Origin of the sequence: Salmonella sp. NW1250, from assembly GCF_051812965.1 — a bacterium.
In the GTDB taxonomy this organism is placed as follows: Bacteria; Pseudomonadota; Gammaproteobacteria; order Enterobacterales; family Enterobacteriaceae; genus Salmonella; species Salmonella enterica.
Genome location: NZ_JAMNDD010000010.1, coordinates 173925 through 193659, shown reverse-complemented (window position 1 = coordinate 193659; position 19735 = coordinate 173925). Strand labels below are relative to the sequence as shown.

Sequence of the window (19735 nt, the reverse complement as noted above, 5' to 3'; positions counted from 1 at the left end):
AAAAGCACGTTATGATTTCGCTGGTGTTGTGCTTATTAAACATAAAATAAAAATACGGCGAGAGATAAACGGCAAAAAATATTTTATAGGGCAGGGTGTTAGCGTCGGATTTTGTAGTGAAATAAAGATGCTGTTAGGTTACTCTGCAAACGACGAAATGGGCATTTCTGTACAGATAGTGCGTTGTTCAGCATCTGTAGACTTATAATGGAAGATAAGACCTGTCTACAACATGACAAACAAAAACAAATGCGTAACGGAACTTTACGAAACATAGACACTCTAACCTGTTGCTTGCTCATAGTGCGGCTTATGGAGTGGCGTTTCGAAAGCGCGTGGAAATTTGGTTTGGGGAGACATTACCTCGGATGAGCGAGCAGTTAACGGACCAGGTCCTGGTTGAACGGGTCCAGAAGGGAGATCAGAAAGCCTTTAACTTACTGGTAGTGCGCTACCAGCATAAAGTGGCGAGTCTGGTTTCCCGCTATGTGCCATCGGGCGACGTTCCCGATGTCGTACAGGAATCATTTATTAAGGCCTATCGCGCGCTGGATTCTTTCCGGGGGGATAGCGCTTTTTATACCTGGTTGTATCGTATTGCGGTCAATACCGCGAAGAACTACCTGGTTGCGCAGGGGCGTCGTCCGCCTTCCAGTGATGTAGACGCGATTGAAGCAGAAAACTTTGAAAGCGGCGGCGCGCTGAAAGAAATTTCGAACCCTGAGAACTTAATGTTGTCAGAAGAACTGAGACAGATAGTTTTCCGAACTATTGAGTCCCTCCCGGAAGATTTACGTATGGCAATCACCTTACGGGAGCTGGATGGCCTGAGCTATGAAGAGATAGCGGCTATCATGGATTGTCCGGTGGGGACGGTGCGTTCACGTATCTTCCGGGCGCGGGAAGCTATTGATAATAAAGTTCAACCGCTTATCAGGCGTTGACGATAGCGGGATACTGGAAAAGGTATTAGGCATGCAGAAAGAAAAACTTTCCGCTTTGATGGATGGCGAAACGTTGGATAGTGAGCTGCTCAAAGCGCTTACGCACGACCCGGAAATGCAGAAAACCTGGGAGAGTTATCACCTGATCCGCGATTCAATGCGGGGGGATACGCCTGACGTTCTCCATTTCGATATATCCGCTCGCGTGATGGCCGCTATTGAAAACGAGCCAGTACGTCAGGTGTCGCCATTAATCCCTGAGGCCCAACCCGCTCCGCAGCAATGGCAGAAAATGCCGTTCTGGAAAAAAGTGCGTCCGTGGGCGGCGCAGCTTACCCAAATGGGCGTGGCGGCGTGCGTTTCACTTGCAGTTATCGTCGGTGTCCAGCACTATAATGGGCAATCTGAAACATCCCAACAACCTGAAACGCCGGTTTTCAATACCCTGCCTATGATGGGGAAAGCCAGCCCGGTAAGTCTGGGAGTGCCTTCTGAAGCAGCGCCTGTCGGCAGTCAGCAACAGCAGGTACAGGAGCAGCGTCGTCGCATTAATGCCATGTTGCAGGACTATGAACTGCAGCGCCGACTGCACTCCGAACAGCTTCAGTTTGAGCAGGCGCAAACCCAGCAAGCCGCGGTACAGGTGCCAGGAATCCAAACTTTAGGAACGCAATCGCAGTAATGAAGCAACTTTGGTTTGCCATGTCCCTTGTGGCGGCTAGCCTGTTCTTCTCAGCAAACGCCTCGGCCGACCCTGCGTCCGGGGCGTTATTGCAGCAGATGAACATCGCCAGTCAGTCACTGAATTACGAGCTGTCATTCGTCAGCATCACGAAACAAGGCGTTGAATCTCTACGTTATCGACACGCACGCCTGGATAGTCGCCCGCTTGCGCAATTGCTACAGTTGGACGGTCCCCGCCGGGAGGTCGTACAGCGTGGTAATGAAATCAGTTATTTTGAACCGGGCCTTGAGCCGTTCACCCTGAACGGTGATTATATTGTCGATTCTCTGCCTTCCCTGATTTACACCGATTTCAAGCGTCTGGCGCCTTACTACGACTTTATTTCCGTCGGACGCACCCGTATCGCAGACAGATTGTGCGAAGTTATCCGCGTTGTGGCGCGCGATGGTACGCGTTACAGCTATATCGTCTGGATGGACATGGACACCAAACTGCCGATGCGCGTTGATCTGCTGGATCGCGATGGCGAGACGCTGGAGCAGTTCCGCGTTATTGCGTTCACGGTGAGTCAGGATATCGGCAGCAACATGCAGGCGCTGGCGAAGGCGAATCTGCCGCCGCTGCTTTCTGTTCCCGGTGGCGAAAAAACGAAATTTAACTGGAGTCCATCCTGGGTGCCGCAAGGCTTTAGCGAAGTTTCCAGCAGCCGTCGTCCGTTGCCGACGATGGATAACCTGCCTATCGAATCGCGGCTTTATTCTGACGGTCTGTTTAGCTTTTCCGTCAATGTGAACCGGGCGACGCAAAACAGCAGCGATCAGATGCTGCGCACCGGGCGCCGAACGGTTTATAGCAGCGTTCGCGACAACGCGGAAATCACCATTGTCGGCGAGCTTCCGCCGCAAACGGCGAAGCGCATTGCCGACAGTATCAAATTCAGGGCAGTACAATGATTAAAGAGTGGGCAACCGTTGTCTCATGGCAGAATGGTCAGGCGGTGGTGAGCTGCGACGTTAAAGCGTCATGCAGCAGCTGCGCCTCCCGTGCGGGATGCGGCAGTCGCGTGCTGAATAAATTAGGGCCGCAAACCACGCATACCATTGTTGTGCCAAGCGCGGAGCCGCTGGCGCCGGGGCAGAAAGTCGAGTTGGGCATCGCCGAAAAAAGCCTTTTAGGTTCGGCGTTGCTGGTCTATATGTCGCCTTTAGCAGGGCTATTTCTTTGTGCGGCGCTTTTTCAGATGCTGTTTGGATCTGACCTTGCCGCATTAAGCGGGGCCGTGCTGGGCGGCGTGGGCGGTTTTCTGGTTGCTCGCGGCTATTCCCGAAAACTGGCGGAGCGCGACGCCTGGCAGCCGGTGATTTTAAACGTTGCCCTCCCGCCTGACCTTGTTCGCGTCGAAACTACCTCAATCGAAACGCGCCAGTAAACGTTTTGCCCAACGGTACTCCTGCCGCGTTGGGTTGTTGTCCCGATAAGCATGCGCTTTTCCTGCGTTGCGGTGTTTTACAGGAAAAAAGCGAGGCGTTTTCCAGTTCCCGCTCTCCTTACACTATGAACATTTCCTCGCCTTAGCGTTGTAGTGTAGAATGCGGCGTTTCAGTTAAAACAGACGTTAAGCTCAGAACAGCGACCTCTAAAGTCTGGCCAACCAGGCGTAAGGCATAATAATTTATCTCTATGAAGAACATACGTAACTTTTCGATCATTGCTCACATTGACCACGGTAAATCGACGCTGTCTGACCGTATTATCCAAATCTGCGGTGGCCTGTCTGACCGTGAAATGGAAGCTCAGGTACTTGATTCGATGGATCTTGAGCGTGAGCGCGGTATTACTATTAAAGCCCAGAGTGTGACGCTGGATTTTAAAGCGTCTGATGGTGAAACTTATCAACTGAACTTTATCGACACGCCGGGACACGTTGACTTTTCCTATGAAGTTTCCCGTTCGTTAGCCGCCTGCGAGGGCGCGCTGCTGGTGGTGGATGCCGGCCAGGGCGTAGAAGCGCAAACGTTGGCGAACTGCTACACCGCGATGGAAATGGATCTTGAAGTGGTGCCGGTGCTTAACAAGATTGACCTGCCGGCCGCCGATCCGGAGCGTGTGGCGGAAGAAATCGAAGACATTGTCGGTATCGATGCGACGGACGCGGTACGCTGCTCCGCCAAAACGGGTGTCGGCGTGACGGATGTTCTGGAACGCCTGGTGCGCGATATCCCGCCGCCGCAAGGCGATCCGGACGGCCCGCTGCAGGCGCTGATTATTGACTCCTGGTTCGATAACTACCTGGGCGTGGTATCGCTGGTGCGTATTAAAAACGGCACCATGCGTAAAGGCGACAAAATTAAAGTGATGAGCACCGGGCAGACCTACAACGCTGACCGCCTGGGGATCTTCACGCCGAAACAGGTTGATCGTACCGAGCTGAAGTGCGGCGAAGTAGGCTGGCTGGTCTGCGCTATTAAAGATATCCTCGGCGCGCCGGTTGGCGATACCTTAACCTCAGCGCGTAACCCAGCGGAAAAAGCGTTGCCGGGCTTTAAGAAGGTGAAACCGCAGGTCTATGCAGGTCTGTTCCCGGTCAGCTCCGACGATTATGAAAGTTTCCGCGACGCGCTCGGCAAGCTGAGCCTGAACGATGCCTCACTGTTTTATGAACCGGAAAGCTCCTCGGCGCTGGGCTTTGGTTTCCGCTGCGGCTTCCTCGGCCTGTTGCACATGGAGATCATTCAGGAGCGTCTGGAACGCGAATACGATCTGGATCTGATCACCACTGCGCCGACCGTGGTGTATGAAGTAGAAACAACGGCGAAAGAGACTATCTATGTTGATAGCCCCTCCAAGCTGCCGCCGTTGAATAACATTTATGAACTGCGCGAGCCTATCGCCGAATGTCATATGCTGTTACCACAAGCCTATTTAGGTAACGTTATTACGCTGTGTATTGAGAAACGCGGCGTACAAACTAACATGGTGTATCACGGTAACCAGGTCGCGTTGACCTATGAAATCCCGATGGCGGAAGTGGTGCTCGACTTCTTTGACCGTCTGAAATCAACGTCGCGCGGCTATGCGTCTCTGGATTATAACTTCAAGCGCTTCCAGGCTTCCGATATGGTGCGTGTTGATGTGTTAATCAACAACGAGCGTGTCGATGCGCTGGCGCTGATCACGCACCGTGATAACTCGCAAAGCCGTGGTCGCGAGCTGGTGGAGAAAATGAAAGATTTGATCCCTCGCCAGCAGTTTGATATTGCGATTCAGGCGGCGATTGGTACGCATATTATTGCCCGTTCGACGGTAAAACAGTTACGTAAAAACGTGCTGGCGAAGTGCTACGGCGGCGATATCAGTCGTAAGAAAAAACTGCTGCAGAAACAGAAAGAAGGTAAGAAACGCATGAAGCAGATCGGTAACGTCGAGCTGCCTCAGGAGGCGTTCCTCGCCATTCTGCATGTCGGTAAAGACAATAAATAATCCCTAAGGAGTTGGCATGGCGAACATGTTTGCCCTGATTCTGGTGATAGCCACACTGGTGACGGGCATTTTATGGTGCGTTGATAAGTTTGTTTTCGCGCCAAAACGTCGGGCGCGCCAGGCTGCCGCGCAAACGGCGTCGGGAGATGCGCTGGATAACGCTACGCTCAATAAAGTGGCGCCTAAGCCGGGCTGGCTGGAGACCGGGGCGTCGGTTTTCCCGGTTCTGGCGATCGTTCTGATCGTTCGTTCATTTCTTTATGAACCCTTTCAGATCCCGTCAGGCTCAATGATGCCGACACTGCTTATCGGCGATTTTATTCTGGTGGAAAAATTTGCCTACGGCATTAAAGATCCGATCTACCAGAAAACCCTGATTGAAACCGGTCATCCAAAGCGCGGGGATATTGTGGTATTTAAATATCCGGAAGATCCTAAGTTAGATTACATCAAACGCGCCGTCGGTTTGCCGGGCGATAAAATCACTTATGATCCGGTTGCGAAAGAGGTGACGATTCAGCCTGGCTGTAGCTCCGGTCAGGCGTGCGAAAATGCGCTGCCGGTTACCTACTCTAACGTTGAGCCGAGCGATTTTGTACAGACCTTTGCCCGCCGTAACGGCGGAGAAGCGACCAGCGGTTTCTTTGAGGTTCCGCTAAACGAGACAAAAGAAAACGGCATTCGCCTGACCGAACGTAAAGAGACGTTAGGCGATGTGACGCACCGCATCCTGATGGTGCCGATAGCTCAGGATCAGTTGGGCATGTATTACCAACAGCCAGGACAACCGCTGGCGACCTGGGTTGTACCGCCGGGGCAATATTTCATGATGGGCGACAACCGCGATAACAGCGCGGATAGCCGTTACTGGGGATTTGTTCCGGAAGCGAATCTGGTCGGTAAAGCGGTCGCTATCTGGATGAGCTTTGACAAGCAGGAAGGGGAGTGGCCGACAGGCGTACGCCTGAGTCGTATCGGCGGTATTCACTAACTGTGACGAAATGATCGTTCACGCTGCCGTCTTTTTAGCGGCAGCGTGAATTATTTCCTGGATAAATTCCCTCAGACTAACGACATCCCCTGTCGTTGTGTATAGAATATTCCCCCGAAGTTTTAGGTTGGCGCCGTTTGGTCGCCACGGCACACGAAACAGCGTTGGTTATAGACAACCTTCTTTCCGCTGCAGCGATGCGGCAGGACAGATGACGTGTATCAGGTCTGTTTCGTGTGCTGGATTGTTGACGCATTCATTTATTGGTATCGCATGAACCCCATCGTAATTAATCGGCTTCAACGGAAGCTGGGCTACACTTTTAATCATCAGGAGCTGTTGCAGCAGGCATTAACTCACCGCAGCGCCAGCAGTAAACATAACGAACGCCTGGAGTTTTTAGGCGATTCAATCCTGAGCTTCGTTATCGCTAACGCGCTTTATCACCGTTTCCCACGGGTGGATGAGGGAGATATGAGCCGTATGCGCGCCACGTTGGTACGTGGTAATACGCTGGCGGAATTAGCCCGTGAGTTTGATTTAGGCGAGTGCCTGCGTTTAGGGCCGGGCGAATTAAAAAGCGGCGGATTCCGTCGAGAGTCCATTTTGGCGGACACCGTGGAAGCGTTAATCGGCGGAGTATTTCTCGATAGCAATATCCAGACCGTCGAGCAGTTGATCCTTAACTGGTATAAAACCCGTCTGGATGAGATAAGTCCGGGCGATAAACAAAAAGATCCTAAAACGCGCTTGCAGGAGTATTTGCAGGGTCGCCATCTGCCGCTGCCATCTTACCTGGTTGTGCAGGTACGCGGCGAGGCGCACGATCAGGAATTTACTATCCACTGCCAGGTCAGCGGCCTGAGCGAACCGGTGGTTGGCACGGGTTCCAGCCGTCGTAAGGCGGAGCAGGCTGCCGCCGAACAGGCGCTGAAAAAACTGGAGTTGGAATGAGCACCGACAAAACTTACTGCGGATTTATTGCCATCGTCGGACGTCCGAACGTTGGCAAATCCACCTTGCTGAACAAACTGCTCGGGCAGAAGATTTCGATCACTTCCCGTAAAGCGCAGACCACGCGCCACCGCATTGTCGGTATTCATACCGAAGGCCCGTATCAGGCAATTTATGTCGATACCCCGGGACTGCATATGGAAGAAAAGCGCGCCATTAACCGTTTGATGAATAAGGCGGCGAGCAGTTCGATTGGCGACGTTGAGCTGGTGATTTTCGTTGTGGAAGGCACCCGTTGGACGCCGGACGACGAAATGGTCCTGAACAAACTGCGCGATGGCAAAGCGCCGGTTATTCTCGCCGTTAACAAGGTGGATAACGTGCAGGAAAAAGCCGATTTGCTGCCGCACCTCCAGTTCCTGGCAAGCCAGATGAACTTTCTTGATATCGTACCGATCTCTGCTGAAACGGGTATGAACGTCGATACCATTGCCGGTATCGTGCGTAAACATTTACCGGAAGCTATTCACCACTTCCCGGAAGATTACATCACCGATCGCTCTCAGCGCTTTATGGCGTCTGAAATCATCCGTGAAAAGCTGATGCGTTTTCTCGGCGCCGAGCTGCCGTATTCCGTTACCGTTGAGATTGAACGTTTTGTTACCAACGAACGCGGCGGCTATGATATCAACGGGCTGATCCTCGTCGAGCGCGAAGGGCAGAAGAAGATGGTGATTGGCAACAAAGGCGCCAAAATCAAAACCATTGGTATTGAAGCGCGTAAAGACATGCAGGAGATGTTTGAAGCGCCGGTACACCTGGAACTGTGGGTGAAAGTGAAATCCGGCTGGGCCGATGACGAACGCGCTCTGCGCAGTCTCGGTTACGTAGACGATCTGTGAGTTAACACAGCGTGGAAGGGTGGCAGCGCGCATTTGTCCTGCACAGTCGCCCCTGGAGCGAAACCAGCCTGATGCTGGACGTCTTCACGGAAGAATCGGGGCGCGTGCGCCTTGTCGCCAAAGGCGCGCGATCTAAACGTTCCAATTTGAAAGGCGCGTTACAGCCTTTTACACCGTTATTGTTACGCTACAGCGGACGCGGCGAGGTGAAAACCCTGCGCAGCGCCGAGGCAGTTTCTCTGGCGCTGCCGTTAAGCGGTATTACGCTCTATAGCGGCCTGTATATCAACGAACTCCTCTCTCGCGTACTGGAATATGAAACGCGCTTCTCCGAACTCTTTTTTGATTATCTGAACTGTATTCAGGCGCTGGCGGGAACCACCGGCTCGCCTGAACCAGCGTTGCGACGTTTCGAACTGGCGTTGCTGGGACATCTGGGGTATGGCGTCAATTTCACCCACTGTGCAGGCAGCGGCGAACGGGTGGATGACACCATGACCTACCGTTACCGCGAAGAAAAAGGCTTTTTCGCCAGCGTCGTCATTGATAACAACACCTTTACCGGACGGCACCTGAAAGCGCTGGAGGCGCGGGAATTTCCGGATGTAGATACCCTGCGTGCCGCTAAACGCTTTACCCGTATGGCATTAAAGCCGTATCTTGGGGGAAAACCGTTAAAAAGCCGGGAGCTATTCCGGCAATTTATGCCCAAACGCACAGTAAAAACGAAGAAAGATTAACGAGGATTGTCATGGCTGAATTACTGTTAGGCGTCAATATTGACCACATTGCCACGTTACGTAATGCGCGCGGCACCGACTATCCGGATCCGGTACAGGCGGCGTTTATTGCTGAACAGGCAGGCGCGGACGGCATTACCGTACACCTGCGCGAAGATCGTCGCCACATTACCGATCGCGATGTGCGCATTCTGCGTCAGACGCTGCATACGCGTATGAATCTGGAGATGGCGGTGACCGAAGAGATGCTGGCGATCGCCGTAGAAACCAGGCCGCATTTCTGTTGTCTGGTGCCGGAAAAACGCCAGGAAGTCACCACCGAAGGCGGCCTGGATGTGGCCGGACAGCGCGATAAAATGCGTGATGCCTGTGCGCGCCTGGCGGCGGCTGGCATCCAGGTTTCGCTCTTTATCGATGCCGATGAAGCGCAAATCAACGCGGCGGCGGAAGTCGGCGCGCCGTTTATCGAAATCCATACCGGCTCCTACGCCAATGCAGAAACCGATGCGGAACAGGCAAAAGAGCTGGCACGTATTGCCAGCGCCGCGACCCTGGCGGCCCGTCTGGGGCTAAAAGTAAATGCGGGTCATGGCCTGACCTACCATAACGTCAAAGCTATTGCCGCACTGCCGGAAATGCACGAGCTCAATATCGGTCATGCCATTATTGGTCGGGCGGTGATGACGGGGCTGAAAGAGGCGGTGGCTGAAATGAAACGTTTGATGCTGGAAGCGCGCGGCTAATGGCGATTCTCGGCCTGGGAACGGATATTGTAGAGATTGCCCGCATTGAGGCAGTGATCTCCCGTTCCGGCGAACGTCTGGCAAGGCGTGTGCTCAGTGACAACGAGTGGGCTATCTGGGAGACGCATCAGCAGCCGGTGCGTTTTCTCGCCAAGCGTTTTGCGGTCAAAGAGGCGGCAGCGAAAGCTTTTGGCACCGGCATCCGCAACGGTCTGGCGTTTAATCAGTTCGAAGTGTTTAACGATGAGCTGGGAAAACCACGTTTGCGGCTGTGGGGCGAGGCGTTAACGCTGGCGGAAAAACTCGGTGTGGCGCACATGCATGTCACGTTGGCCGATGAGCGCCATTACGCCTGCGCTACGGTCATTCTGGAAAGTTAGATTTGCCGGATGGCGGCGTAAACACGTTACCTGACCTACAGGCCGATATATTGTTGGCCTGATAAGCATAGCGCCATCAGGCATTGTTGCGTTGGAAGTGCGTTAACCCGCTTATAGTTTATCTGCGTGATGCATCAGAACAAACTTATCCCACAACTGTTCTTCGGTTTCGACATGGGCGGGATCCTGCAAAATCGTATTGGGGATCGGGCAGACTTTCTGACAGGTCGGCGTTTCGTAATGGCCTACACACTCGGTGCATTTGTCGCTGTTAATCTCATAAATGCTGTCGCCCATTGAAATCGCCTCATTCGGGCACTCCGGCTCGCACATATCGCAATTGATACATTTTTTGGTGATTAACAGCGCCATCAGGAAATTCTCAGAAACAACACAAATCGGGCGGGCATTATACGCCTATTTTCTGCTCGGGCCAGCTCTTTTCTGGCGCTGATTTGTTATCTACAGTGTAAAAATTTTTGATCTGCTTGAGCAGGCAGATGGTTGCGTTATCCAGTGAAAGGTCATTACTGTGCACCAGCATGACAGGAATAAAGAATGCGGGGATGCCCAGTGAAACCAGGCGAACATTTTTGGGTGTCGATAAATGGGTTAGCGAGCGGGTAATAAATGCGATGCCAATCTGCGCTTCGGCATACTCAAGGCATGAGTAGTGGTTATCCAGTTCGCAGATGACGTTAGGAACGACTTTGCGGTTATTAAATTCAGTGGTGATGATCCCTCTTAATAGCAGAGAGTCATTAAGCACGATAATGGGCTGGTCGTTTAAATCTTTTAAATGCAGACGTTCACGTGTCGCCAGAGGATGAGAAAGTGGGATTGCAGCGATAATTTCATCTTCAAACAGCATGGTCGAGCTTAGCTGGGCAGGGAGCGCTGTTCGATAAACAATGCCAATATCAACGGCGCTATCCGTCAGCTTTTTAATGGTTTGCTCAGTTGAGAACTCTTTAACATTTAAAGATATTTCCGGATGGTGCGCCATAAAGTTGCGAAAAGCGGGCAGGACCAGGTAGCTGCCTGACACCCCGATTGAAATAGTATCGCGCTGTTGATCCTGATAGGGAAGAAGTTCATTTTCGGCATTTTTTAAATCCAGCATTATTTTGTTAGCGTGTCGTTGCAAAATAATGCCTGCTTTTGTTAATTTAATTCCTCTACCTTTTCGCTTAAATAATATTGTTTTAAGTGATGACTCAAGTTGTTTAATTTGCTGACTTAATGATGGCTGAGTGATAAACAGGCGACTGGCTGCCCGACCATAATGTAATTCATCACACAATATCAGGAAGGAATGTAGTTGTTTGATATTCATTAAAATTTAATGCCAATCGATTGGGTTTTGTTATAACGATTATAAAAAATACCAAATTGTTTGCCTATTTTGCTTTTTTTAAACTGTGATCAGTGCATTTTAAAAAGGGAAAATTATGTCGGCATCAATCAACCGCTGGGGAATGCTTGCCGCTCACGTGTGCATCAATTTTGTACTCGGGGGCGTCTACGCATTTAGCTATTTCAAAACACCACTCATGGCGCAATATCACTGGGATCCGGCTACGCTGGCGTTAGCATTCTCTATCAACATGGGGATCATTCCTTTACCGATGATTTGGGGCGGGAGAATGATCGACAATGGTAAAGGAAAGCAGGCGATAGTTATCGGCGGTATCCTGTTTTCTTTAGGTTTTATCTTGTCCGGGTTTGTGGATAATTTGCCCATGCTGTTTTTAACCTACGGCGTCATTGCCGGGTTGGGATCGGGCCTGGCTTTTACGGGTAATCTTAATAATATTCTGAAATTTTTCCCTGACCGTCGCGGTCTGGCCAGCGGTATCGTACTGGCGGGTGTTGGCGTCGGGACGCTACTTTGCACCCGCCTGGCCGAATATTTTATGGCGCAAACTCATGATGTTAGTCGGGCGTTGTTATATCTGGGTATTGTTTATCTGGTGGTTATTTTTATCGTCCAGTTCTTTATTCGTAGCGCGCCAGCAAAAGATAGCGGAGGAATTAAAGCCTCGCCACTGGATAAAGACTATCGGCACATGCTGAAAGATCTGCGCTTCTGGCTGCTGTTTATGATTCTGGCGCTGGGTGTGTTCTCTGGGATGGTAATTAGCTCAAGTTCTGCGCAAATTGGTATGACGCAGTACGGTTTACTGTCCGGTGCATTAGTCGTTAGCCTGGTCTCGATATTTAACTCGATCGGTCGCCTGTTCTGGGGAGGGTTAACCGATAAATTAGGCGGCTATAATACGCTGGTTATTGTTTATCTTTTTACCTGCGTCTGTATGCTGCTGTTATTTTTCTTCAATGGCAATACTTCGGTATTTTATTTCAGCGCTCTGGGCGTGGGCTTTGCTTATGCCGGTATATTAGTTATCTTCCCTGGCTTGACCAGCCAGAATTTTGGCATGCGCAACCAGGGACTAAACTACGGCTTTATGTATTTTGGTTTTGCCGTCGGTGCGGTTATTGCTCCTTACGTCACGTCCGCTATTGCAAAATATACCGGAAGCTACAATACAGTATTTATTTTGACAACGGTGCTATTGCTTATTGGAGTCGTGTTGACCCTGATAACGAAGAAATATGTCGCAACGGTTTTAGCCAAAATTCATTAATCAGATAATAAGGAAATAAAAATGAAAATTGCAATCGCAGGTGCAGGCGCTATGGGATGTCGTTTTGGCTATATGCTGCTGGAGGCCGGGCACGACGTGACGCTTATTGATGGCTGGCAGGAGCATGTCGACGCTATTCGTAGCAAGGGGTTGTTTGTCGAAACGGAAACGACTCAGAAGTATTACCCCATCCCTGCTATGTTGGCTGATGAATCCCAGGGGGAGTTTGAGCTGGTTATTCTGTTTACCAAAGCCATGCAGCTGGATAGCATGTTACAGCGTATCAAGCCATTACTGCCAGCCGCGAAAGTAGTGATGATTTTATCTAACGGCCTGGGAAATATTGAAACGCTGGAGAAATATGTCGATCGGCAGAAAATCTATGCGGGTGTGACGTTATGGTCCAGCGAACTGGAGGGGGCTGGGCATATTATGGCCACCGGTACCGGAACGATTGAACTGCAGCCGATTGCCAGCCAGGATTCGGCTCAAGAGGCTAAGGTCATTGCCACCCTTAATAGCGCTGGATTGAATGCTGAAATAAGCCCTGACGTATTATTATCGATCTGGAAGAAAGCAGCCTTTAATAGCGTAATGAACACCTATTGCGCGCTACTGGATTGTAATGTCGGCGGATTTGGTCAGCGGCCTGGTGCTTTAGATTTAGCGCAAGCGGTAGTTGATGAGTTTGTATTGGTTGCTGCCAGCCAGAATATTCCGTTGACTGAGCAAATGGTGATGAATACGGTGAAGAAAGTGTTCGATCCACGTGAGAGCGGCCACCACTATCCTTCTATGCATCAGGATTTACATAAAGGCCGACTGACTGAAATCGACTATTTAAATGGTGCGATTGCGCGAATCGGCGCTCAGAACAATATTGCCGTACCGGTTAACACACTCCTGACGCAATTGATTCACGCGAAAGAAGCGCAATAAACTTGATAGCTCTTCTGCATGAGGCGGAAGAGCCATTTTCAAACCAGTTTTTTTACCAGCGCCTCGCTATGGCGAATACGCTCCGGCGCCCGCTCTAAATCCTGTTGTACCAGCGCCATAAACAGTAAGTCGGTCAACATCATTTGCGCATGTGTCGAGGAGATAGCGGCGCTGCGCGTCGCTTGCTCTTCGGCAATCGTATACAGACAGCGGGTGGCGCGCTGCTGCAAGGCGTTGGGAGAAAAACCGGTAATGGCCAGGATTTTCGCGCCTGCGCGTAATGTTTCGTCCGCCGCCAGGTTCAGCTCGCGCCGCTCCCCGGAATAAGAGATCGCCAGCAGCAGATCCTCCGGCGCCAGCGCCTGCACCGTTGCCAGCAGGGCGTGCATATCGCGCTCAACCACCGCGTTAATGCCAATCTTCAGTAGCTTCCAGGCAAAATTTTGCGCCACCAGCCCAGAGGCGCCAATCCCGGTGATCACAATACGTCGGGCGTGGCGCAGCATCGTGACGCTTTCTAACAGCTTTTCTTCACTGTTAACGTCCAGCGTGGCGTGCATCGCCGCCACATTCTCTTTAATTAATTTTTCTCCGACCAGGCGCATCGGATCGTCGCCGCGAATCTGGTTATGAACGGGAACGGAATGCGGATTAGGATTGCTGGCCAACGCTTCGCTGAGAGCCAGTTTCAACGCCGGAAACCCTTTAAACCCCAGTTTTTGCGCGAACTTGACTACGCTGGATTGGCTGACGCCCGCTTCGGCCGCCAGTTGCTGTGAGCTCAGATGCCGCGCCGTATCCGGTTGCGCGAGCAGATAATCCGCCAGTTTCCTGTCGCTTTGCGCGAGATCCGGATAACGCTGGCGAATACGAATCAAACAGTTCATGGGCAGCTCCTGCGAAACGTGATGGCGACGACAAAACGAAATTTCACTCGCCTGGGGGAATATTCTATTCCATCATGGACGCTTATTATGAATTAAAAATTCCAGAGGGACAAAAATGAATCTCGGTACCTTAGTGTCTGAAACCCGTAACCCGCAAACGATGGATCTGGATGCGTTGCCTACTCCTGAATTAGTTAAGCGTTTTAATGAACAGGATACGCGGGTAGCGGAAGCAGTAAAAGCCACTCTGCCTGACGTTGCGCGTGCGGTGGATGCCGCGGCGGCGGCGCTGAAGTCTGGCGGACGTATCATCTATATGGGGGCGGGCACCAGTGGTCGGCTTGGCGTACTGGATGCCTCAGAATGTCCTCCGACGTTTGGCGTTCCGCACGGTCTGGTCGTCGGGCTGATTGCCGGCGGGCCGGGCGCGTTGCTGAAAGCGGTCGAAGGCGCGGAAGACAGCCAACAGGCAGGCGAAGACGATCTTGTCGCACTAAATCTGCAAGAACAGGATCTGGTCGTGGGGCTCGCGGCGTCGGGTCGTACACCCTATGTGATTGGCGGCCTGCGCTATGCGCGACAGTCCGGTTGTACCACTGTTGCCGTCTCCTGTAATCCAGATTCGCCTATTGCGCGGGAGGCTAATATCGCTATTTCGCCCGTTGTCGGGCCGGAAGCGCTTACCGGCTCCACGCGGCTGAAATCCGGCACCGCACAGAAAATGGTGCTCAATATGATTTCTACCGGCGCGATGGTGAAGTTCGGTAAGGTCTATCAGAACCTGATGGTGGATATGAAAGCCACCAACGTCAAACTGGTCGATCGCGCGTGTCGGATGGTCGTTGAAGCGACCGGGATAGGTCGTGAAGAGGCGGAAACGTTGCTGAAACAGACCGATTTTGAGGTTAAGCCCGCCATTTTGATGGCGCTTACGGGGCTGGATGCTGCAGCCGCCAGGGAAAAACTCGCTGCTCATCAGGGCTTTTTAAGGGCGGCGTTAGAACACTAAAGAGGTGTGTATGGATAAGACGGCAGCGCTCGCCAGCGACATTTTACGTGGTATCGGCGGAGAGCAAAATATTCTGCGCCTGGAAAACTGTATGACGCGAGTCAGGGTGGAGGTACAGGACGACAGCCAACTGGATATTCCGCGCTTAAAAGCGTTGCCTGGCGTCAGTGGATACGTAAAGCAAGGGGAGCAACATCAGCTGATCGTTGGGCCGGGGAAGGCTGCACAGGTGGTTGATGCGATGCGCGTGCAGATTGCCGCAGGTGGTGTAAAGCCGGACGATGCTATGGCGCGTACCAAATCCGAGGCGAAAGCGAAGTATAAAGCGCCGATGAGCGATGCGTTGCGTAAGCTGGCAAATGTTTTTATACCGCTTATCCCCGCCTTTATCGCATCCGGCTTGATTACCGGCATTATCAACATTCTTAAACGTCCGGATATCGTCGGCGATGTTGCCGTCCACTATCCTAACCTGCTGGGCCTGATGGGGATATTTGGTAGCGCGGTATTCGCTATCATGAACATTCTGGTTGGCGTCAATACCGCGAAAGTCTTTGGCGGATCGCAGGCGTTAGGCGGCGTGATGGCGGGGATCCTTTCCAGCCCGCAACTGGCGCAGATTACGCTCTTTGGCGAGGCGCTTCAGCCGGGACGGGGCGGCGTTATCGCCGTCCTGCTGGTGGTGGCGTTAATGTGCTGGATTGAGCGCCAGTTCCGTAAGCTGCTGCCGGGGTCGCTGGAGTTAATTCTTAACCCTTTATTGACGACTGTTATCACCGGCGCGGTAGCGATTGTCGCTCTGCAACCGCTTGGCGGCTGGATTTCAGACGCTATCGCTCACGGCGCGTCCTGGGCTATCGATCGCGGCGGTTTTCTGGTGGGCGCGGTGTTAGCCGGAACCTTCCTGCCGTTGGTACTGACCGGGCTGCATCAGGGGCTGGTGCCTATTCATGTGGAGCTGGTGCAAGCGCACGGCTATAACGCGCTGTTTCCCATCCTGGCGATGGCGGGCGTTGGTCAGATAGGCGCGGCCATTGCCGTACTGATGAAAACCCGCAATGCGCGGCTCAAAAAGGTGATTAAAGGCGCGCTTCCGGTCGGACTGCTGGGGATTGGCGAGCCGCTGATTTTTGGCGTCACGCTGCCATTGGGTAAGCCATTTATTGGCGCTTGTCTTGGCGGTGCGGTAGGCGGGGCGTTGATCAGCTACTGGAAAGTGGCGACGGTAATTACCTTTGGTATTTCCGGTTTGCCGCTGGCATTAACAATTGTTGCCGGAAAAGTCCTGTTCTATCTGTTAGGCTATTTAATAGCGGTAATTGCCGGGTTTATTTTTACCTGGCTGCTGGGGTTCAATGATCCAGAGGAGTAAGGTTTGGTCAGCCACGAGCGTCGTGTCGTCTTTTTTGATTTGGATGGAACGTTACATCAACAGGATATGTTCGGCAGTTTTCTGCGTTATTTGCTGCGCCGTCAGCCGCTAAATGCGCTGCTCGTACTGCCGTTGTTACCCATTATCGGTATCGGTTTACTGGTAAAAGGGCGTGCGGCCCGCTGGCCGATGAGTCTGTTGTTGTGGGGCTGTACTTTTGGCCATAGCGAAACGCGTTTGCAGGCGCATCAGGCGGATTTTGTCCGTTGGTTTCGCGCTAACGTCACGGCGTTTCCGGTTGTACAGGAGCGTCTGACCACCTATCTATTGAGCTCTGACGCGGATATCTGGCTTATTACCGGTTCTCCGCAATCATTGGTAGAGCAAGTCTATTTTGATACGCCGTGGCTGCCGCGCGTTAACCTCATCGCCAGTCAGATGGCGCGACGGTATGGCGGCTGGGTATTAACCGTGCGCTGTCTGGGCCATGAAAAAGTCGCGCAACTGGAACGTAAAATCGGTACGCCGCTGCGTCTTTATAGCGGCTACAGCGACAGCAAACAGGATAACCCGCTGCTTTATTTTTGCCAGCATCGCTGGCGGGTGACGCCGCACGGCGAGTTGCAGCAGCTCGAATAGTGAAACGCATAGCGTCTGTGTATAATGCCGCCCGCTTTCATTACCGGAGTTACCTCTTTGTCTGATGTCGAATTAGATCACGAATACTGGATGCGCCACGCGCTGACGCTGGCGAAACGCGCCTGGGACGAACGCGAGGTTCCGGTTGGCGCGGTATTGGTGCATAACCATCGCGTCATTGGCGAAGGCTGGAATCGACCCATTGGCCGCCACGATCCTACTGCGCATGCTGAAATAATGGCGCTGCGTCAGGGCGGTCTGGTATTGCAGAATTATCGGTTACTGGATACCACGCTGTATGTCACGCTGGAACCCTGTGTGATGTGCGCAGGCGCTATGGTGCATAGCCGCATTGGACGCGTTGTCTTTGGCGCGCGCGATGCAAAAACTGGCGCGGCCGGATCGCTAATTGACGTGCTGCACCATCCGGGAATGAATCACCGGGTCGAGATTATTGAAGGGGTGCTGCGCGATGAATGTGCGACGCTGCTCAGTGATTTTTTCCGTATGCGTCGTCAGGAAATTAAAGCCCTGAAGAAAGCCGACCGTGCGCAAGGCGCGGGGCCGACAGTATAGCGCAATGCCGGATAAGAGGTTACGCGTCGCCATCCGATAAGACCATCACGCTATTTTTCTTCTTTCTTCTGCGGCGTAAACAGTAAAGACGGCGAATGCGTCAGGTAGCCTGATGACTGCGATAAAAACGACAGGAGGGGGAAGGGGGCTTTATTCAGCTCCTCCGGCGACACCGCCGGGTAATCCTGCGCCAGTTTCATGGCTTCCGCTTCCTGCTTTTCTTTTTCCTGCAAATACCCCACTAAACTTATCTGGTATTTACGGATATTTTCCACATAAGCATAAGCCTCATGTCCACGCGCGTAACCGTAGGTTAGCTTACTGTAATACGGTTTTTGGCTTAACAGAGGCAAACGCTGCTTCACATCGGTCCAGCTATCCGGATTGCCTTTGGTTTTTACCGTCAGCGATCTGGCATCGAGCATGTGCGCATAACCCATATTGTAGGCGGCTAAGGCAAACCAGATACGCTCGTCTTCCGGAACGGTTTCGGGAACTTTAGCCATCATATCTTCAAGATAGCGAGCGCCGCCGCTGATGCTTTGCTCCGCATCGGTACGGTCGGTCAGCCCCAGACTTTGGGCGGTATTTTTAGTCAGCATCATCAGGCCGCGCACGCCGGTTGGCGAGGTCGCCAGCGGGTCCCAGTGTGATTCCTGATAAGAAATCGCCGCCAGCAGGCGCCAGTCTATCTCTTTGGCATATTTTTTAAATAACGGTTCCAGCTCCGGCAGGACGTTATCCACCGCTCGCAGGAAAGAGCGGGTATCAACGTAGTCGAAATCATCGCCATGTCCCAGATATTTCTCTTCGATCCGCGCCAGAGAACCGTCTTCATTGATCGAATTGAAAAAATCGAGCAGCGCGGCGGAGAGCGTATTATCGTCGTCCAGTCGGCTAAACCAGGTCACGGGCTGTTCATCCGTGACATCCAGCGCCACGGCCAGTTCGGGATGGACGCGCTGAAACAGACTGATCGCCACTGAATCGGCAATGGTGTAATCCAGTTTGCCGCTGATGACCTCTTCCAGCAGCGTCGTCGAGCCTTTTTTATCATCCACCTTCCAGCTCAGGTCGGGAAACTTTGTCTCTTTTAAACGCTGTAAATCATTGACCACGACGTGCCCTGGCGCAATGGTAAGCTGATTCTCGTTAACGGTCGCCAGCGAACGTGGGCGATATTGTCCGACCCGGTAGACGAGCTGTTGCGAAACCGAGTAATACATGGGACCGGGCTGATAGTTTTTAACGCGCGCGCTGTCGTAGACCAGCCCTGCCGCGAGCAGGTCGGCATTGCCGTTATCCAGATCGTCAAACAATTGGCTGATATTCTGGCGCACCGTCACTTTCAGCTTCACGCCGAGATAGTTGGCGAACTGCTGCGCCAGTTCATAGTCCAGACCATATTTTTTACCGTTGATAACGGAATAGGTTAATGGCGAGTCGATCGTACTGACGCGCAGTACCCCCCGGGCTTGAATCGCGGCGATATGGTTTTCGGTTTTACCGAACCAGGGGATTGAGGGCCAAAGGGCTGCTGCCAGCAGCAGCGTCAATATGCCGATGAACAGATAATTAATCTTTAATTTTTTCAATTAGTTAATTCTCTGGATCGTGCGTTGCCTCGGGCTGAAAAAGATGTTTTGCTGCAATAGATAAGTCATTAATGAGCGGCATTTTGCGTAACAATGCGCCAGTTGGCAACTTATTCGCAACGATAGCCGCACCGTATGACAAGAAAAAGCGGTGATTTTATTTCTACGCAAACGGTTTCGTCGGCGCGTCAGATTCTTTATAATGACGGCCGTTTCCCCCCTTGCGCACACCGAAGCTTAGAAGACGAGAG

The 19735-nt window shown here is 52.2% G+C and carries 23 protein-coding genes; 18 read left to right on the top strand and 5 right to left on the bottom strand.

Going from position 1 to position 19735, the window contains the following annotated elements:
• Positions 1–207 precede the first annotated feature (207 nt).
• The 12 genes from rseD (at position 208) to acpS (ending at position 9819) form a co-directional block, all read left to right on the top strand.
• Positions 208–372, top strand: coding sequence for a rpoE leader peptide RseD (rseD, locus tag NBA72_RS17770; protein WP_014344135.1), 165 nt, complete (start codon positions 208–210; stop codon positions 370–372).
• Positions 369–944: an RNA polymerase sigma factor RpoE gene (rpoE, locus tag NBA72_RS17765; RefSeq protein ID WP_000003307.1), complete on the top strand. Its 576-nt coding sequence runs from the start codon at positions 369–371 to the stop codon at positions 942–944. Before rseD ends, rpoE begins: the two co-directional genes overlap by 4 nt.
• A gap of 31 nt (positions 945–975) precedes the next feature.
• The gene (gene rseA, locus NBA72_RS17760; protein ID WP_001168374.1) at positions 976–1626 is read left to right on the top strand and encodes an anti-sigma-E factor RseA; all 651 of its coding nucleotides are present in this window, start codon (positions 976–978) and stop codon (positions 1624–1626) included.
• Positions 1626–2582, top strand: coding sequence for a sigma-E factor regulatory protein RseB (rseB, locus tag NBA72_RS17755; RefSeq protein ID WP_000812019.1), 957 nt, complete (start codon positions 1626–1628; stop codon positions 2580–2582). Before rseA ends, rseB begins: the two co-directional genes overlap by 1 nt.
• Positions 2579–3058, top strand: coding sequence for a SoxR-reducing system protein RseC (gene rseC, locus NBA72_RS17750; protein ID WP_000589087.1), 480 nt, complete (start codon positions 2579–2581; stop codon positions 3056–3058). The genes rseB and rseC overlap by 4 nt, the downstream gene beginning before the upstream one ends.
• A 251-nt stretch (positions 3059–3309) precedes the next feature.
• Positions 3310–5109: a translation elongation factor 4 gene (gene lepA / locus NBA72_RS17745; RefSeq protein ID WP_000790154.1), complete on the top strand. Its 1800-nt coding sequence runs from the start codon at positions 3310–3312 to the stop codon at positions 5107–5109.
• Between the two features lie 16 nt (positions 5110–5125).
• Complete coding sequence (lepB, locus tag NBA72_RS17740; protein ID WP_000002559.1) at positions 5126–6100, top strand: signal peptidase I; 975 nt, start codon at positions 5126–5128, stop codon at positions 6098–6100.
• A 273-nt stretch (positions 6101–6373) separates the two neighbouring features.
• On the top strand, positions 6374–7054 hold the full coding sequence (rnc, locus tag NBA72_RS17735; RefSeq protein ID WP_001068341.1) for a ribonuclease III: 681 nt from the start codon (positions 6374–6376) through the stop codon (positions 7052–7054).
• Positions 7051–7956: a GTPase Era gene (gene era, locus NBA72_RS17730; RefSeq protein WP_000102230.1), complete on the top strand. Its 906-nt coding sequence runs from the start codon at positions 7051–7053 to the stop codon at positions 7954–7956. The genes rnc and era overlap by 4 nt, the downstream gene beginning before the upstream one ends.
• Before the next feature lie 11 nt (positions 7957–7967).
• Positions 7968–8696: a DNA repair protein RecO gene (gene recO, locus NBA72_RS17725; RefSeq protein ID WP_000399380.1), complete on the top strand. Its 729-nt coding sequence runs from the start codon at positions 7968–7970 to the stop codon at positions 8694–8696.
• 11 nt (positions 8697–8707) lie between these two features.
• On the top strand, positions 8708–9439 hold the full coding sequence (gene pdxJ / locus NBA72_RS17720; RefSeq protein WP_042948295.1) for a pyridoxine 5'-phosphate synthase: 732 nt from the start codon (positions 8708–8710) through the stop codon (positions 9437–9439).
• Positions 9439–9819, top strand: a complete 381-nt coding sequence (gene acpS, locus NBA72_RS17715; RefSeq protein ID WP_000986043.1) for a holo-ACP synthase — start codon at positions 9439–9441, stop codon at positions 9817–9819. The genes pdxJ and acpS overlap by 1 nt, the downstream gene beginning before the upstream one ends.
• A 111-nt stretch (positions 9820–9930) precedes the next feature.
• Here acpS and NBA72_RS17710 read toward each other — a convergent pair whose 3' ends face one another.
• Together NBA72_RS17710 and NBA72_RS17705 are read right to left on the bottom strand one after the other, a co-directional pair.
• Positions 9931–10191, bottom strand: a complete 261-nt coding sequence (locus NBA72_RS17710; RefSeq protein ID WP_001196291.1) for a YfhL family 4Fe-4S dicluster ferredoxin — start codon at positions 10189–10191, stop codon at positions 9931–9933.
• 37 nt (positions 10192–10228) lie between these two features.
• Positions 10229–11155, bottom strand: a complete 927-nt coding sequence (locus tag NBA72_RS17705) for a LysR family transcriptional regulator (protein ID WP_001022463.1) — start codon at positions 11153–11155, stop codon at positions 10229–10231.
• A 115-nt stretch (positions 11156–11270) separates the two neighbouring features.
• On the opposite strand from NBA72_RS17705, the gene NBA72_RS17700 reads away from it, so the two are divergent.
• Together NBA72_RS17700 and NBA72_RS17695 are read left to right on the top strand one after the other, a co-directional pair.
• Entirely contained in the window at positions 11271–12467 is a 1197-nt protein-coding gene (locus NBA72_RS17700; RefSeq protein ID WP_042948297.1) for an L-lactate MFS transporter, read from the top strand.
• 21 nt (positions 12468–12488) lie between these two features.
• Positions 12489–13406 (top strand): oxidoreductase, encoded by a 918-nt coding sequence (locus NBA72_RS17695; RefSeq protein ID WP_000684023.1) that lies wholly within the window; start codon positions 12489–12491, stop codon positions 13404–13406.
• A 38-nt stretch (positions 13407–13444) separates the two neighbouring features.
• Here the strand turns inward: NBA72_RS17695 and NBA72_RS17690 are convergent, their stop codons facing one another.
• A complete protein-coding gene (locus NBA72_RS17690; RefSeq protein ID WP_000995703.1) occupies positions 13445–14293 on the bottom strand; it encodes a MurR/RpiR family transcriptional regulator in 849 nt (282 codons plus the stop codon).
• A gap of 115 nt (positions 14294–14408) precedes the next feature.
• Here NBA72_RS17690 and murQ point away from each other — a divergent pair, with 115 nt between their 5' ends.
• From murQ to tadA, 4 genes are read left to right on the top strand one after another with little or no spacing between them, the layout of a single operon-like run.
• Positions 14409–15302, top strand: a complete 894-nt coding sequence (gene murQ, locus NBA72_RS17685; RefSeq protein WP_001048535.1) for an N-acetylmuramic acid 6-phosphate etherase — start codon at positions 14409–14411, stop codon at positions 15300–15302.
• A 10-nt stretch (positions 15303–15312) separates the two neighbouring features.
• On the top strand, positions 15313–16674 hold the full coding sequence (locus NBA72_RS17680) for a PTS transporter subunit EIIC (RefSeq protein WP_000361660.1): 1362 nt from the start codon (positions 15313–15315) through the stop codon (positions 16672–16674).
• A gap of 3 nt (positions 16675–16677) precedes the next feature.
• On the top strand, positions 16678–17313 hold the full coding sequence (gene yfhb / locus NBA72_RS17675) for a phosphatidylglycerophosphatase C (protein WP_000253558.1): 636 nt from the start codon (positions 16678–16680) through the stop codon (positions 17311–17313).
• Between the two features lie 24 nt (positions 17314–17337).
• On the top strand, positions 17338–17889 hold the full coding sequence (tadA, locus tag NBA72_RS17670) for a tRNA adenosine(34) deaminase TadA (RefSeq protein WP_042948301.1): 552 nt from the start codon (positions 17338–17340) through the stop codon (positions 17887–17889).
• A 50-nt stretch (positions 17890–17939) separates the two neighbouring features.
• On the opposite strand, the gene mltF is transcribed toward tadA, so the two are convergent.
• Both mltF and NBA72_RS17660 read right to left on the bottom strand, forming a co-directional pair.
• On the bottom strand, positions 17940–19484 hold the full coding sequence (mltF, locus tag NBA72_RS17665; RefSeq protein WP_000734249.1) for a membrane-bound lytic murein transglycosylase MltF: 1545 nt from the start codon (positions 19482–19484) through the stop codon (positions 17940–17942).
• Positions 19485–19715: a hypothetical protein gene (locus NBA72_RS17660; RefSeq protein WP_001667158.1), complete on the bottom strand. Its 231-nt coding sequence runs from the start codon at positions 19713–19715 to the stop codon at positions 19485–19487.
• Positions 19716–19735 lie beyond the last annotated feature (20 nt).